The following is a 14,436-nucleotide window of genomic DNA, read 5'->3' on the forward strand; positions in this document are numbered from 1 at the left end:
CCGGTGCCCCGGCGCCCGGCCGGGGCCCGTCAGCGGGGCACCGGCCGAGCCGCCCGCCCACCTGCACCGCGAGGAACCCGCCGCCCGGCAGGCAGGGCCGGGGAACCGCCCCGCTCGCGCCGTCGCCGCCAACCACGGCGACCACGCACACGCCCGGCGGCCGACAGCGCCACCGGAAGTGCCGCTGCCCTTGGTCGTCGCCGCCCCCACCTCACACCCCGGCCACCCGCCGCCCGGCAAGCAGGCCCGGGGAACCGCCCCGCTCGCGCCGTCGCCGCCCATCATGGTGGCCACGCACAGGCCCGGCGGCCGACAGCGCCACCGCAAGGGCCGCCGCCCTTCGTCGTCGCCGCCCTCCACCTCACACCCCGGCCACCCGCCGCCCGGCAGGCAGGCCCGGGGAACCGCCCCGCTCACGCCGTTGGCGCCAAACACCGCGACCACGCACACGCCGCACGGCCGACAGCGCTGCCGGAAGTGCCGCTGACCTTTGTCGTCGCCGCCATATACCTGGCACTCCGGTGACCCGCCGCCCGGCCGGGGCCCGTCAGCGGGGTACCTGCTCGTCCCGCCGTCGCCGCCATCGGCCCTGCATTCCGCCGACCCGCCGCCCGGCCGGGGTCCCGTCAGCGGGGGATCCAGCCGAGCCGCCCGCGACCCCACTCACGTCCACTCACGTCCACTCACGGGGATCGTCCGCACCTCGGACGGTCGGCGGTGGTGCAGTTCGTGGGCCCTCTGGCACGGCGCCTGTGCCGTCCGTGCGGTGAACCGGACCCGGGTCGTGGCTGTTTCCGGTCCCGAACGGTGCATGGCGTTCAAGGCCCGAACGGCCCTCCATGCGGCATCATCGTGTGCTGTGAGCGATGCGGACCTGGCCCGGTTGGCCGAAGAGCACGGCGTAGCGACCACCTACGAGGACTGGCGGGGCCGCCGCGTGCGCGTCGGTGCCGACACCCTCCGCCACGTCCTGGCCGCACTGGGGGTGGACGCCTCCGACCCGCGCGCCTCCCTGGAGGCCCACTGGGCCGACCAGGCCCGCCGCATACTGCCCCCCGCTGTCGTCGCGCGCACCGGGCGCTCGCCCCGGATACCGCTGCCCGACGACGCCCGCTCCTGGGTCGAACTCGCCGACGGTGGCTGGGCCCGCCCCGGCCCCGACCTGCCCACCGGGGTGCACGCCCTGCACGCCGAGTGCCACGGCATCGCGCAGAGCGCCCCGCTCCTCGTCGTCCCCGACCGGCTGGAGCCCCCGCGCGCGCTGGGCGACCGCCGCGCCTGGGGCCTGACCGCGCAGCTGTACTCCATCCGCTCCCGCGCCTCCTGGGGCCTGGGCGACCTCCGCGACCTGGCCGAACTCGCCGACTGGAGCGCACGCGACCTCGGCGCCGCCTTCACCGCCGTCAACCCGGTCCACGCCGCCGAGCCCGAGATCCCCCTGGAACCCTCGCCTTACCTCCCGGTCAGCCGCCGCTACGCCAACCCCATCTACCTCCGCGTCGAGGACGTGCCCGAGTACGCCCGCCTCGACCCCACCCAGCGCGAGGCCGTCCAACGCCTCGCCCGCCCCCTGCGCGAGCGCGGCCGCACCGCCGACCTCCTCGACCGCGACTCGGTGTGGAGCGCCAAGCGCGCCGCCCTGGAGGCCCTCTACCAGGTGCCCCGCTCGCCCGCGCGCGAGGCCGCCTTCCAGGCCTACCTGGAACGCGAGGGCGCCCCCCTGGTCGAGTACGCCACCTGGTGCGCCCTGGCCGAGGAGCACGGCCCCGACTACCGCTCCTGGCCGCCGGAGCTGCGCGACGTCTCCGCCCAGGAGGTGGGCGCGCGGGCCCTGCGCCGCTGGCCCGAGGTCGACTTCCACCGCTGGCTCCAGTGGGTGCTGGACGACCAGCTCGCCGCCGCCCAGGCCAGCGCGCGCGCCGCCGGGATGCCGGTGGGCATCGTGCACGACATGGCGGTGGGCGTGCGCACCGGCGGCGCCGACGCCTGGATGTACCGCGGCACCTTGGTGGAGGGCGTGAGCGTCGGCGCCCCGCCGGACGCCTTCAACCAGCAGGGCCAGGACTGGTCGCAGCCGCCCTGGCACCCGGTGCGCCTGGCCGAGGAGGGGTACTCCCCGTTCCGGCAGACCCTGCGCCAGACCATGCGGCACGCCGGCGGCGTGCGCGCCGACCACGTCGCCGGGCTGTTCCGGCTGTGGTGGATCCCCGAGGGCGCCGACCCCTCCGAGGGCGTCTACGTCCGCTACGACCACGAGGGCATGGTGGGCTCCCTCCTGCTCACCGCGCAGGAGAGCGGCGCCCTGGTGGTCGGCGAGGACCTGGGCACGGTCGAGCCGTGGGTGCGTGACCACTTGGCCGAGCGCGGCGTCCTGGGCACCTCGGTGCTCTGGTTCGAACGCGACGAGGAGGGTGCCCCCAAGCGCCCCGAGGACTGGCGGCGCGGCTGCATGGCCACCGTCGCCACGCACGACCTGCCGCCGGTGGCCTCCTTCCTGACCGCCGAGCACGTGGAACTGCGCGACCGGCTCGGGCTGCTCGACCGCCCCGTTGCCGAGGAGCGGGCCGAGGCCGAGGCGCAGGTGGAGGCCTGGCGCCGCCGCCTGGTGGAGCTGGGGTTGCTGGACGAGGGGGTGGACCCCGTCTCCTCGCCCTCCACCGTGGTGGCCGCGCTCCACGCCTATCTGGCGCGGACCCCGGCACAGCTGGTCGGCCTGGCCCTGACCGACCTGGTGGGGGACCGGCGGATGCAGAACCAGCCGGGCACCTCGACCGAGTACCCCAACTGGCGGATGCCGCTCACCAGTGCCGAAGGGGAACCGGTGCTGCTGGACGAGCTCTTCGCCGACCCGCACCTGTCGGCGGCGGTGCGCCGCGCCCTGCAGCCGGTCACGGCCGGCCTGTGCCGGGGAGGCTGACCGGGGAGGGCGGGCGCCCCCATCGGTGTCCTGCCCGTCGGTGGTCACGGCCGCCGAAGCCACCACTCCGACGGGCGCCATCGGTGCGCACAGGGGCCGTCCGGCGGGACCCCCGCATACGCGGACGGCGGGGCCGGGGAAGACCCCCGGCCCCGCCGTCTCGGCCGTTCATCGGCCGCTCGGCGGCGGCCCGGTTCTCACACCGCTACTCGGCGGCCCCGGCCTCGGCGTCCCGGCGGCGGGCCCGCAGCGCGCGCTCGACCGTGGCCCGGCCCTCGATCAGCAGGCGGTGCAGCGCCGGCGCGGGGGACTGCGCCTCGATGTAGGCGTCCGTCCGGCGCAGCGTCTGCTCCTCCACCAGGTGCGAGGGGTAGGCGATCTCGGCGAAGGACTGGGCGAACTCCTTCGTCCAGTTCTCCCAGACCTCGCCCAGCCGGGCGAAGTACGGCTCCACGTACGGCCGGCACAGCTCGGCGTGGGAGGGCTCGGTGAAGCCCAGCAGCGTGGCCCGGAACTCGGCGTTGGCCATCTCCCCGGCGGTGATCCGGTCCCAGGTCGCCGCCTTGGCCTCGGCCGTGGGGACCGCCGCCCGGCACGCGGCCGCGAACCGCTCACCGGTGGCCGTGGGGTCGGACTCCAGCTCCGCCGCGATCTCCTTCTCCCCGGCCTTGCCGCGCGCCACCAGGCGGCGCAGCAGCGTCCAGCGCAGGTCGGTGTCGACGGTCAGCCCCTCGACCTCCAGGGCGCCGTCCAGCAGCCCCTGCAGCAGCGACAGGTGCTCGTCGGACACGGCCGCGTCGGCGAACCCGTGCGCGTAGACGAGCTGCAGGTCGCTCCCGGGCTCGGCGGCCGTCAGCAGCCCCCGCAGCCGGGTGGCCAGCAGGTCGAACCCGGTCGGCGCCCACTCCGGGTCGGCGTAGTTCACCAGCGCCGACACCGCCTGGCGCAGCAGCATCTGGGCCACCGACACGTCGTGCACCCCGCCGATGCCCGACTCCACCAGCCGCACGTAGTCGCGCGCGGCCATCTCCGCGTCCCGGGTCATGTCCCAGGCCGCCGAGAAGCACAGGGCGCGCGGCAGCGACCCGGTGATCTCGCCGACGCCCTCCACCACGGTGCGCAGCGACCGCTCGTCCAGGCGGACCTTGGTGAAGGTCAGGTCGTCGTCGTTGATGAGCACCAGGTCCGGGCGCTCCTCGCCGACGAGCTCGGGCACCTCGGTGCGGGCCCCGCGCACGTCCAGCTCCACCCGGCGGCGGCGCACGATGCCCTCGTCGGTGCGGTCGTACAGCCCCACCGCCAGGCGGTGGTCGCGCAGCGTCGGGTAGTCCTCGGCCGCCTCCTGCAGCACCGCGAAGGAGGTGAAGCGGCCCTGGTCGTCGGTGGCGAACTCGGGGCGCATGGTGTTGACGCCCGCCGTCTCCAGCCACTGCCGCGACCAGTCCGACAGGTCGCGCCCGGAGGACCGCTCCAGCTGCCGCAGCAGGTCCGACAGCTCGGTGTTGCCGTAGGCGTGCTCCTTGAAGTACTCGCGCACGCCCTCGAAGAACGCGTCCACGCCCACGTAGGCCACGAGCTGCTTGAGCACCGAGGCGCCCTTGGCGTAGGTGATGCCGTCGAAGTTGACCTCCACCGCCTGCATGTCGGGGATGTCGGCGGCGATGGGGTGGGTGGAGGGGAGCTGGTCCTGGCGCAGCGCCCAGGCCTTCTCCACGTTGGCGAAGGTCGTCCACGCGTCGGTCCACTTGGTGGCCTCGGCCTGGCAGTGCACGCTGGAGTAGGTCGCGAACGACTCGTTCAGCCACAGGTCGTCCCACCAGCGCATGGTGACCAGGTCGCCGAACCACATGTGCGCCATCTCGTGCAGGATCGTCTCGGCGCGCCGCTCGTAGCGGGCGTCGGTGACCCGGGACCGGAAGACGTAGTCCTCGAGGAAGGTGACCGCCCCGGCGTTCTCCATCGCCCCGGCGTTGAACTCGGGGACGAAGAGCTGGTCGTACTTGCCGAAGGGGTACCGCATCCCGAAGACGCGGTGGTAGAAGTCGAAGCCCTGCTTGGTGACCTCGAAGATGGCGTCGGCGTCCAGGTGCTCGGCCAGCGACGCGCGGCAGAACACGCCCAGCGGGATGCCGTCGTGGGAGTCGCGCTCCACGTGGTACGGCCCGGCGATGAGCGCGGTGATGTAGGTGGAGACCGGGTCGGTGGCCGGGAAGTGCCAGCGCACCGCGTCCTCGCGGCCCTCGACCGGCGCGCGCTCGGTGTCCGGCGCGCTGTTGGAGACCACCTCGAAGCCGGTGGGCGCGGTCACCGTGAGCTCGAACCGGGCCTTGAGGTCCGGCTGGTCGAAGCAGGTGTACATGCGGTGCGCGTCGGAGGTCTCGAACTGGGTGTACAGGTACACCTTGCCGTCGACCGGGTCGACGAACCGGTGCAGCCCCTCGCCGGTGCGCATGTAGGCCGCCTGCGCCACGACCCTCAGCTCGTTGGCGGCCTCCAGCCCGTCCAGCGCGATGCGCCCGCCGTCGAAGACCTGCGCGGGGTCCAGGGCGCGCCCGTTGAGCACCACCGACTCCACCTGGGGGGCCACCAGGTCCACGAAGGTGGACGCCCCGGGCTCGCTGCAGTCGAAGCGGATCACCGTGGTGGACGCGAACGCCGTGTCCCCGGTGGTCAGGTCGAGCTCGACGTCGTAGGAGGAGACATCGAGGAGCCTCGCGCGCTCGCGTGCCTCGTCGCGTGTCAGGTTGCCCGCCACGTACCGCTCCCTTCACGGCCGCCGTCATCGCCGGCCGGACTCGACGAACGGCCCCCGTGCGCCGTACGCGCCCGGCGGCCCCTGTGTATTGAAGTTTCCGCCGTTGATCCTGCCACTTCCCGACCGCCGATGCGGAACCGGAATGCCGGGCGCGGCGGCGGGGTTGTGGTGCTTGGGCGGCTCCCGGGGCCGCCCGGACGACCCCCGCATTGACGACCCGGAGACGAGGGCGGAGCGATGAGCGAGACGAAGACGGTGGACTTCTGGTTCGACCCGGCCTGCCCGTGGGCCTGGCTGGCCTCGCGGTGGCTGCTGGAGGTCGAGAAGGTCCGGCCGGTGAAGGCCCGCTGGCACGTGATGAGCCTGGCCGTCCTCAACGAGGGGCGCGACGACCTGCCGGAGCGCTACCGCGAGCTGCTCGCGACGGCCTGGGGGCCGGTGCGGGTGGCGATCGCGGCCGAGCGGCGGTTCGGCCCGGAGATCCTCGGCCCGCTGTACACCGCCATGGGCACCCGCATCCACGTGCAGGGACAGGAGCTGGGCCCGGAGCCGGTGCGCGAGGCGCTCAAGGAGCTGGAGCTGCCGGCCGACCTGGCCGACGCGGCCGACTCCTCCGACTACGATGAGGCCCTGCGCGCCTCCCACAAGGACGGCATCGACCGGGTCGGCGAAGAGGTCGGCACGCCGGTGATCTCCGTGGAGGGGGTGTCCTTCTTCGGTCCGGTGGTGACCCCCGCCCCCAAGGGCGAGGCGGCCGGGCGGCTGTGGGACGGCGTGCTGCTGGTCGCCGGGACCGACGGCTTCTTCGAGCTGAAGCGCAGCCGCACCCGGGACCCCATCTTCGACTGAATTCGACCGAGAGACACGCGGCGCGGCGGCGGACGAGGCGGCGCGGCCGCGCGGAGAGCGGACCGGGAGGGCCGGCGATGAGCGGACCTGACGATGAGCGGCGGGTCGACCTGGCGGACTTCGACGACGGCCCGCCCGTCCTGCCCGACATCACCGACGACGAGCGCGGCTCGTCGTGGGGGGAGCGCGAGGAGGACGACATCGCGCGCCTGCTGGAGGACCGCCCGCCGCACTGGGGCTGACCAGGGGCGCCGGGGCCGCCCCGGCGAGCCGACCCGTCGGCCCCGGCGGGCGGGAGCGGCCCGGGGCGTCCCCGCGCGGCCCGCGAACCGCCCGTGGACTTCACGGGAACGCCTGTGGAGGGGCCCACCGGCCGGTGGGCCCCTCCACAGGCGTTCCCGGGGCCGCCGAGCGCGCTCCCCGGTGCGTTCCCGCGTGCGTCCCGGGCCGTGTCCGCTGGAGCGGCGCGCCTTCCGGCCCTCCCCGCTGCGGGGCCGCGTACGCCCCCCGACAGGGGTCCCCGGGCGGATTAACCTAACAGCGTTCTGGGAAGGTGGGCGGCATGCGATCCCTCTACATCGAGGGCGCCTGGACGCCCTCCGCCTCCGACGCCTCCATCGACGTCGTCGACCCGTCGACCGAGGAGGTCATCGACGCCGTCCCCGCGGGTGACGCCGCCGACGCCGACCGCGCGGTCGCCGCCGCCCGCGCCGCCTTCCCCGGCTGGTCGGCGCTGCCCGTCGCCGAGCGCCGCGCCGCCCTGGGCAAGGCCCTGGACCTGCTGCGCGAACGCGCCGACGGCATGGCCCGCACCATGGCCGCCGACATGGGCGCCCCGCTGCGGTTCGCCGCCAAGGTCCAGATCGGCCTCCCGCTGCTGATGTTCTCCACCTTCCTGGACCTGGCCGAGGAGGTCGGGGAGCGCTACTTCAGCGGCGAGCAGGTCGGCAGCTCGCTGGTGGTGCGCGAGCCCTACGGGGTCGTCGGCGCCATCACCCCGTGGAACTACCCCCTGCACCAGGTGGTGCTCAAGGTCGTCCCGGCCATGCTCGCCGGGAACACCGTGGTGCTCAAGCCCAGCGAGGTCGCCCCGCTCAGCGCCTACGACCTCGCCGAGGCGCTGCACGACGCGGGCCTTCCGCCCGGGGTGTTCAACCTCGTCATGGGCACCGGCCCGGAGGTCGGCGAGGCGATCGCCGCGCACCCGGAGGTCGACATGGTCTCCTTCACCGGGTCCGGCCGTGCCGGGACCCGGGTGGGCGAGGTCGCCGCCGCCACGGTCAAGAAGGTCGCCCTGGAGCTGGGCGGCAAGTCCCCGAACGTGCTCCTGGACGACGCCGACCTGCCCACGGCCGTCAAGGCCGGGGTCGCCGACGTCATGCGCAACACCGGTCAGAGCTGCAACGCCCTGACCCGCATGCTGGTGCCGCGCTCGCGCTACGACGAGGCGGTCGCCCTGGCCGCCGAGGCCGCCGCCAAGTACGCCCCGGGCGACCCGAAGGAGGAGGGCACCCGGATGGGCCCGGTCGTCTCCGCCGCCCAGCTCGAACGGGTGCGGGGCTACATCGAGGCGGGCGTCGCCGAGGGCGCCCGGCTGGTCGCCGGGGGCGCGGAGGAGCCCGAGGGGGCCGGGCGCGGCTACTTCGTGCGCCCCACGGTCTTCGCCGGCGTCACCAACGACATGCGCATCGCCCGCGAGGAGATCTTCGGGCCGGTCCTCACCGTCATCGCCTACGACGACGAGGAGGACGCCGTGCGCATCGCCAACGACACCGAGTACGGCCTGGCGGCCGGGGTGTGGTCCGGCGACGCCGACCGGGCCATGCGGGTGGCCCGCCGCCTGCGCGCCGGGCAGGTGCAGGTCAACGGCGGCGGCGTGAACCCGCTCGCACCGTTCGGCGGGTACAAGCGCTCGGGCGTGGGGCGCGAGTGGGGCCTGCACGGGCTGGACGAGTTCTGCGAGGTCAAGGCCATCCAGCTGTGACGGACGGGGCCGGACGGGGCACCCGGGGCGGCCGCATAGGATGATCGGTGGCGTTTCGCCCCGGTTGTTTTGTCCCGGTTCCCCGTCTGTCGAGGTGTGACGTGAGCAGCAAGCCCGAAGTCTCCAAGGCCGGTCCGCTGAGCAAGGACGTCAAGGCCATGGTCGTCACGAACGTGGTGGCGGTCCTGTCCATGGCCCTGTTCGCGGCCCTGGGCCTGGGCGTCGCCTACGCCGCCAACGGCACCCTGGTGTTCTGAGGCAGGCCGACGGCCGACCGCGGCCCGCTCCGCCCCGCGACGACGGGGGCAGGGGCGGGCCGCGGCGCTTTGTGCGCCGCTGACCTGCCACACTAGGGGCGTGCGAGTTTATCTTGGTTCCGATCACGCGGGCTTCGAACTGAAAGAGCACCTGGTGTCCTGGCTCAAGGAGCACGGGCACGAGGTCGCCGACGCGGGCCCAGCCGTCTACGACGCCGTCGACGACTACCCGCCCTTCGTGCTGCGCGCCGCCGAGGGCGTCGCCGCCGACCCGGGCACCCTGGGGATCGTCATCGGGGGCTCCGGCAACGGCGAGCAGATCGCGGCGAACAAGGTGAAGGGCGTGCGCGCGGCGCTCGCCTGGAGCGAGGAGACGGCGGTGCTGGCCCGCGAGCACAATGACGCCAACGTGGTCGCCATCGGGGCGCGCATGCACAGCCTGGAGGAGGCGGCCCGGCTCGTGGAGCGCTTCCTGGAGACGCCCTACAGCGGGGAGGAGCGGCACACGCGCCGCATCGACATGCTGTCCCGCTACGAGGAGACCGGCGAGCTGCCGCCGCTGCCGTAGCCGGGCGCCTTGTGGCCGCCGCCCGAAGGGGGCGGTGAGCGGGGCGCGGAGTCGGACCGTGGGCCCGTCGAAGCCTGCCGAAGGCGATCGGCGGGCCCGCTGCGCTGCCGGGGAGCGGACCCGCCGGGCGGGACGTCCCCGGAGCCCGTCCGGGGGACGACGTCCTGCAGCGACCGTAATACGGTTCGCGCCCCCTGAAAAGTGCCGGATCGCCGCAGACGCCGGAAGAGCGGCCCTCGAAGGCGGGGCCCCGGCCGCCCCGGCTGCGGGGCTCCGGGCCGCGACGGGGCCGGGCCCGGCCCAGAGCCGTGGGTCCGCCTGGTCTGCCTCGGCCGTGCGGACGTTCCGCGGACCTGCCCTGCGCGTCGCCCGCCCCGCTATGCGGGAGGGGCAGGCGCCTCGCCTGTTCCGCTGGGCCCCGCCCGGTTCGATCCCCCGTAGGCGCCGCACGCCGGAACCGGCGCCCCGGGGCGCCGGCGGCCTGGGGCAGGCGTTTCGGGACGACCGCATTCCGGCCTCGCCGACGGCCTCCGGCAGAGGCGGCCGTCGCCGGGCGCGATCTCTCCGGCTGCCGTGAACCCGCCCCACTCCGAGGAACGGAGGAATGCGAGCCCCGGGCCCGCTAGAAGACCACCGAGCAGAACGGTTCATGGTCGATCGTCAGGGCCAGGTCCAGCTTCGCCGCGGCGCGTGGGGTCCTCTCCGAGGCCAGGCCCGCCGCCGTGTACGTGTTCAGCTTCGTCGACCCCAGGTAGGCCGCGCCCAGTTGGGACACGTCCACCGCCAGGTCCGGATCCTCCTCCGTCCGCACGCACTCGGCCGACCCGGCGCCGTCGGCCCGCAGCCGCCACCGCCCCGCGTTCCACGGGCAGTCGCGGTCGGCGACCTCCAGCACGGTGTCCACCGGAACGGCGTAGGAGCGCTCCTCCAGCGCCCGGGGCAGGTCCACCAGCCGGATCCACAGCGACTCGCCGACCGCCGCGCGCAGCCGGTGCCGGTCGGCGAGCAGGTGGTACAGGGGGGTGTCGGCGGGCAGCATGTCCGCGGACACCTCGCTCACCAGGTCCCGCCCGAGCAGGTGCTCCCACAGCAGCGCCTCGGCGGCCGGGGAGGCCGCGAAGAACTGGGCGACCTCCAGCCGCCCGTCCGGGGCCTCGTCCCGCCACCCGCCCTTCGTCCGGTACACGGCGTACCCCCGGGGGCCGGAGGCGTCCTCGGCCACCACGCACAGCTTGGCCGCGAAGCCGTCGCGCTCGCCCGGCTCGTCCCGCATGAGCAGGTCCCACCAGGCGCCGCTGCGCTGGAACTCGCCGACCCGGCGGGCGGCCACCGCCCCGTGCACCTGCTCCATCTCCTTGCGCATCTCCGCGATGAGGCCCAGGCGCAGCGACAGCGACCCGTCGCGCGGCACGTCGGGGCGCAGCGCCGTCTCCCGCGTGAGCATCCGGGCGCGGACCGTCCAGTTCGCCGGGCCGTACCCGAACCGCCCGTAGATGGCCCCCTCGGAGGCGAAGAGCGCGGCCACGCTCTCCCCGGCCTCGTGGACGTCGGAGAGCTGGCGGCGCATCAGCGCGCTCAGGACGCCCCGGCGCCGGTGCGTGGGCCACACGCCCACCGCCGAGACCCCGGCCACCGGCCGCGGCCCGCCGGGCAGCGCCATGGTGAACGGGTGCACCACGGTGGTGCCGACCATCCGGTCGCCGTCGAAGGCGGCCAGGGTCCGCCGCAGGTCGGTGACGGGGCGGCGGAACTCCTCGTCCTCAGGGGCGCGCGAGGACAGCAGGGCCGTCCCGCACACCCGGGCGAAGTCGGTGAACTCGTCGGACTCGATGGGCCGGACCGGCCACCGCGGGCCGGAGACTGCGTTGTCGTCCATGCAGGATTCCTACTACCGGTGCCGCGCGCGGGCGAATGGTTTTTCCGCCGAATCGGGTGTGAGATCGCCGGATGCCTGACGCGCGCCCGCTCGTCCGGCCATACTTGACCATGAGGAGTTCTGCGCGATTTCCGGGCTGCACGCTGGGGCGATATCGGATGGTCCCTTTTCGGGGATGCTGTCGCATTTGCCGACGGGGCGGCGTGCTCGACCGGTTTTCCCGCGCTAAGGTGCGGGAACGATGAACTCCACGCCTGCCGCGAAGCTCAGCCGCCGCGCGCGGTCCCTCTGGCAGCGCGCGGTCGCCTTCCTCAGGCGCAAGGTGCTCTTCCGCTACCGCCTGGTCCTCATCACCCTGGTGCTGCTGGCCGTGGGCATCTGCGCCGGGGCCGTGTGGGGGCCGCCCGGCTGGTTCCCGCCCAGCGCCGTCATCCTCACCGTGCTCGCCGGAGGGCTGCTCCTCAAACGCAAGAGCCTGGCATTCCTGCTGGGCGTGGTCGCCGTCGCGCTGCTGGCCACCGCCCTGGTCCTGGACTTCAGCCACGTGGGCCCCGGCCTGGCGGTCACCATCGGCGTCGCCGGGGTGCTCGCCTACCTGCTGTCGGGGGTGCGCGAGCGCCTGGGCGTGCAGGGCTTCGGCGGGGAGAAGATGCTGCTGGAGCTGCGCGACCGGCTGCGCGCCCAGGGACGCCTGCCCGACCTCCCGCAAGACTGGGGCGCCGGAGCCGTCCTGCGCCAGGCCGGCGGGTCCTCCTTCGGCGGCGACTTCCTCCTGTCCCGCCTCAACGGGAGGCGCCTCGACCTGGCCCTGGTCGACGTCTCCGGCAAGGGCGTGGACGCCGGGACCCGGGCCCTGCTGCTCTCCGGCGCCTTCAGCGGCATGCTCGGCGCCGTCCCCTCCGGGCAGTTCCTCGCCTACTGCAACGACCACCTCGTCCGCACGGCGGAGGGTGAGGGATTCGTCACGGCCGCGCACCTGAGCATCGACCTCGAAACCGGCGACTACCTCATCACTTCGGCCGGCCACCCCCCGGCGGTCCAGTTCGACAACGGGACCGGACAGTGGTCGACTACCGATGCCAAGGGCGTCGTGCTCGGAGTGATCCCCGAGATGACCTACACGCCGGTGGAGGGCCGCCTGCGCCCCGGCGACGCGATCATGCTCTACACCGACGGGCTGATCGAGACCCCCGGCGAGGACCTCGACGCCGGTGTCGACCGCCTCCTCGGCGCCGCCGAGGGGATGGTCGCCCAAGGGTCGGGTCAGGGTTTCCGCAAGGGCATCGAGCGCATCGTGGACACCCTCGGCAAGGGCGGCAACGACGACACCGCGCTCGTGGTCATCTGGCGTTCCTGACGCCGTTCCCGGGTGGGCCCCCGTCCAGGGGTAGTGTCGCACGGTGCCCGCCCCGGGCCCGCGCGTGCCCGGAACGCGCCGCACGGACGAGGGAGCGAAGGGGGTGCCCGGTATGGCCGACGAGGACTACGGCGAAGAGCTCATCCGGCTGATCGAAGAGAACGACCTGACCGGTATCCGCCTATGGCTGGCCAGCCATGCCCCCTATGAGATCGCCGACGAGCTGGAACGCATGGACAGCCGCCGGGCGATCGTGCCCTTCCGCCTCCTGGACAAGGACCGCGAGCTGGAGGTCTTCGAGGAGCTCGACCCCGTCCACCAGCAGGAGATCCTGGTCGGCCTGCGCGACGCGGCCTTCCACGACCTGCTGGAGGAGATGGACCCCGACGACCGCGCCCGGCTGATCGGGGAGGCGCCCGCCAAGATCGCCACCCGTGCGCTGGCCGGGCTCAGCCCCGCCGAGCGCAAGATGACCGCCGCGCTGCTCGGCTACCCCGAGGGGTCGGTCGGCCGGTACATGACGCCGGAGACGGTCATCCTGCACCGGGACCTGTCGGTGGGGCGCGCCCTGGAGGTGGTGCGGGCCAAGAGCGCCGAGGTCGAGACGGTCTACACGCTGCCGGTGGTCGCCGACGGCCGCCGCTTCGACGGCACCGTGCAGCTCGCCGACCTGGTGCGCGCCGACGACGACACCCCGCTCAAGGACGTCGTGGACGTCCTGGTGCCGCGGGTGCGGGCCACCGAGCCGGCCGAGGACGCCGCCCGCCTGATGCAGGAGGCCAACCTGGTCGCGCTGCCGGTGGTCGACTCCGAGGAGCGCTTCGTCGGGCTGCTCACCTTCGACGACGCCCTGGAGCTGATCGAGGCCGCCGACTCCGAGGACATCGCCCGCCAGTCCGGCGCCAGCCCGGTCGCCGGGCACTACGTGGCCGCGAGCGTGGTGCGGCTGGCCCGCGCCCGGGCCACCTGGCTGCTGCTGCTCATCGTCGCCGCCACCCTGACCGTCAACGTCATGCAGGCCTACGAGGCGACGCTGGAGCAGGTCACCGCGCTGGCGCTGTTCGTGCCGATGCTCACCGGAACCGGCGGGAACGTCGGCTCGCAGTCGGCCACCGCCATCGTGCGCGCCCTGGCCGTGGGCGAGGTGCGGGTGCGCGACCTGCCCCGGGTGGCGGGCAAGGAGGCCCGGGTCGGCCTGCTGCTGGGGCTGATGCTGGCCGCCGTGGCGATGGTGATCGGGTCGGCCCTGGTGGGCACGGTGATCGCCGGGGTGGTGGCGGCCTCGGTGATCGCCATCTGCACCTGGGCGGCGGTGATCGGGAGCTGTATGCCGCTGCTGGCGCGCCGCGTCGGGGTGGACCCGGCCGTGGTGTCGGCGCCGCTGGTGGCCACCCTGGTCGACGCGACCGGCCTGCTCATCTACTTCAACATCGCCCGGCTGGTGCTGCACATCTGAGGCCCGCGGGGGCGGGTGGCCCCTGCGCGTCGGCCCGTCGGTGCCCGCCGACGGGCATGATCGCCGGGGGCGACGGGTATCGCTTACGGAGAGACACTGGCCGGACGCGCCGAAGGGGGACGGAATGTCCGGAATCGGAGACGCTTTCGACAAGGCCAAGAAGGCCGCCGCGGACCACGGTGAGAAGCTCGCCGAGGGGGTCGAGAAGGCGACCGGATTCGCCAAGGAGAAGACCGGCGGCGCGCACGACGACAAGATCGACAAGGCCGGCGGCGCGGCGACCGAGTACCTCCGCAAGCAGGCGGCCAAGCAGCGCGGCGAAGACGGCGGCAAGGAGGCCTGAGAGGAGCCGCCGCGCACGCGCGCGGACGCCGAGAGGAGTGCGGCGCCCCGGGCACGGGCCCCCGGCGCCGCCGT

11 protein-coding genes are annotated in these 14,436 nt (G+C 74.2%); 9 read left to right on the forward strand and 2 right to left on the reverse strand.

All coding sequences use genetic code 11. From position 1 onward, the window contains the following. The first annotated feature begins 859 nt into the window (after window positions 1–859). On the forward strand, window positions 860–2,917 hold the full coding sequence (gene malQ, locus O4U47_RS30225; protein WP_270681410.1) for a 4-alpha-glucanotransferase: 2,058 nt from the start codon (window positions 860–862) through the stop codon (window positions 2,915–2,917). 205 nt (window positions 2,918–3,122) lie between these two features. On the opposite strand, the gene pepN is transcribed toward malQ, so the two are convergent. Beyond that, window positions 3,123–5,672 (reverse strand): aminopeptidase N, encoded by a 2,550-nt coding sequence (gene pepN / locus O4U47_RS30230; protein ID WP_270681411.1) that lies wholly within the window; start codon window positions 5,670–5,672, stop codon window positions 3,123–3,125. A gap of 237 nt (window positions 5,673–5,909) precedes the next feature. Between pepN and O4U47_RS30235 the strand changes: the two genes are divergently transcribed. From O4U47_RS30235 to O4U47_RS30255, 5 genes are all read left to right on the forward strand, one after another. Beyond that, on the forward strand, window positions 5,910–6,521 hold the full coding sequence (locus tag O4U47_RS30235) for a mycothiol-dependent nitroreductase Rv2466c family protein (RefSeq protein ID WP_270681412.1): 612 nt from the start codon (window positions 5,910–5,912) through the stop codon (window positions 6,519–6,521). A gap of 77 nt (window positions 6,522–6,598) precedes the next feature. Next, on the forward strand, window positions 6,599–6,763 hold the full coding sequence (locus tag O4U47_RS30240; protein WP_270681413.1) for a hypothetical protein: 165 nt from the start codon (window positions 6,599–6,601) through the stop codon (window positions 6,761–6,763). Between the two features lie 320 nt (window positions 6,764–7,083). Continuing rightward, window positions 7,084–8,505, forward strand: a complete 1,422-nt coding sequence (locus O4U47_RS30245) for an aldehyde dehydrogenase family protein (protein ID WP_270681414.1) — start codon at window positions 7,084–7,086, stop codon at window positions 8,503–8,505. 101 nt (window positions 8,506–8,606) lie between these two features. Beyond that, window positions 8,607–8,762, forward strand: a complete 156-nt coding sequence (locus O4U47_RS30250) for a hypothetical protein (protein WP_017626654.1) — start codon at window positions 8,607–8,609, stop codon at window positions 8,760–8,762. A 100-nt stretch (window positions 8,763–8,862) separates the two neighbouring features. Then, a complete protein-coding gene (locus O4U47_RS30255; protein WP_270681415.1) occupies window positions 8,863–9,330 on the forward strand; it encodes a ribose-5-phosphate isomerase in 468 nt (155 codons plus the stop codon). A 622-nt stretch (window positions 9,331–9,952) separates the two neighbouring features. On the opposite strand, the gene O4U47_RS30260 is transcribed toward O4U47_RS30255, so the two are convergent. Continuing rightward, window positions 9,953–11,206 (reverse strand): GNAT family N-acetyltransferase, encoded by a 1,254-nt coding sequence (locus O4U47_RS30260; protein ID WP_270681416.1) that lies wholly within the window; start codon window positions 11,204–11,206, stop codon window positions 9,953–9,955. 241 nt (window positions 11,207–11,447) lie between these two features. Between O4U47_RS30260 and O4U47_RS30265 the strand changes: the two genes are divergently transcribed. The 3 genes from O4U47_RS30265 (at window position 11,448) to O4U47_RS30275 (ending at window position 14,362) form a co-directional block, all read left to right on the forward strand. Then, complete coding sequence (locus O4U47_RS30265; RefSeq protein ID WP_270681417.1) at window positions 11,448–12,563, forward strand: PP2C family protein-serine/threonine phosphatase; 1,116 nt, start codon at window positions 11,448–11,450, stop codon at window positions 12,561–12,563. A gap of 112 nt (window positions 12,564–12,675) precedes the next feature. After that, the gene (gene mgtE, locus O4U47_RS30270) at window positions 12,676–14,019 is read left to right on the forward strand and encodes a magnesium transporter (RefSeq protein ID WP_270681419.1); all 1,344 of its coding nucleotides are present in this window, start codon (window positions 12,676–12,678) and stop codon (window positions 14,017–14,019) included. Between the two features lie 124 nt (window positions 14,020–14,143). Beyond that, complete coding sequence (locus O4U47_RS30275) at window positions 14,144–14,362, forward strand: antitoxin (RefSeq protein ID WP_270681418.1); 219 nt, start codon at window positions 14,144–14,146, stop codon at window positions 14,360–14,362. Window positions 14,363–14,436 lie beyond the last annotated feature (74 nt).

This window comes from Nocardiopsis suaedae (assembly GCF_027706745.1).
Classification (GTDB): Bacteria; Actinomycetota; Actinomycetes; order Streptosporangiales; family Streptosporangiaceae; genus Nocardiopsis_A; species Nocardiopsis_A suaedae.

Coding starts and splice junctions, on each gene's coding strand:
- O4U47_RS30235 (WP_270681412.1), top strand. CDS start 5,910: ATGAGCGAGACGAAGACGGTGGACTTCTGGTTCGACCCGGCCTGCCCG.
- mgtE (WP_270681419.1), top strand. CDS start 12,676: ATGGCCGACGAGGACTACGGCGAAGAGCTCATCCGGCTGATCGAAGAG.
- O4U47_RS30275 (WP_270681418.1), top strand. CDS start 14,144: ATGTCCGGAATCGGAGACGCTTTCGACAAGGCCAAGAAGGCCGCCGCG.
- O4U47_RS30265 (WP_270681417.1), top strand. CDS start 11,448: ATGAACTCCACGCCTGCCGCGAAGCTCAGCCGCCGCGCGCGGTCCCTC.
- O4U47_RS30260 (WP_270681416.1), bottom strand. CDS start 11,206: ATGGACGACAACGCAGTCTCCGGCCCGCGGTGGCCGGTCCGGCCCATC.
- O4U47_RS30240 (WP_270681413.1), top strand. CDS start 6,599: ATGAGCGGACCTGACGATGAGCGGCGGGTCGACCTGGCGGACTTCGAC.
- O4U47_RS30245 (WP_270681414.1), top strand. CDS start 7,084: ATGCGATCCCTCTACATCGAGGGCGCCTGGACGCCCTCCGCCTCCGAC.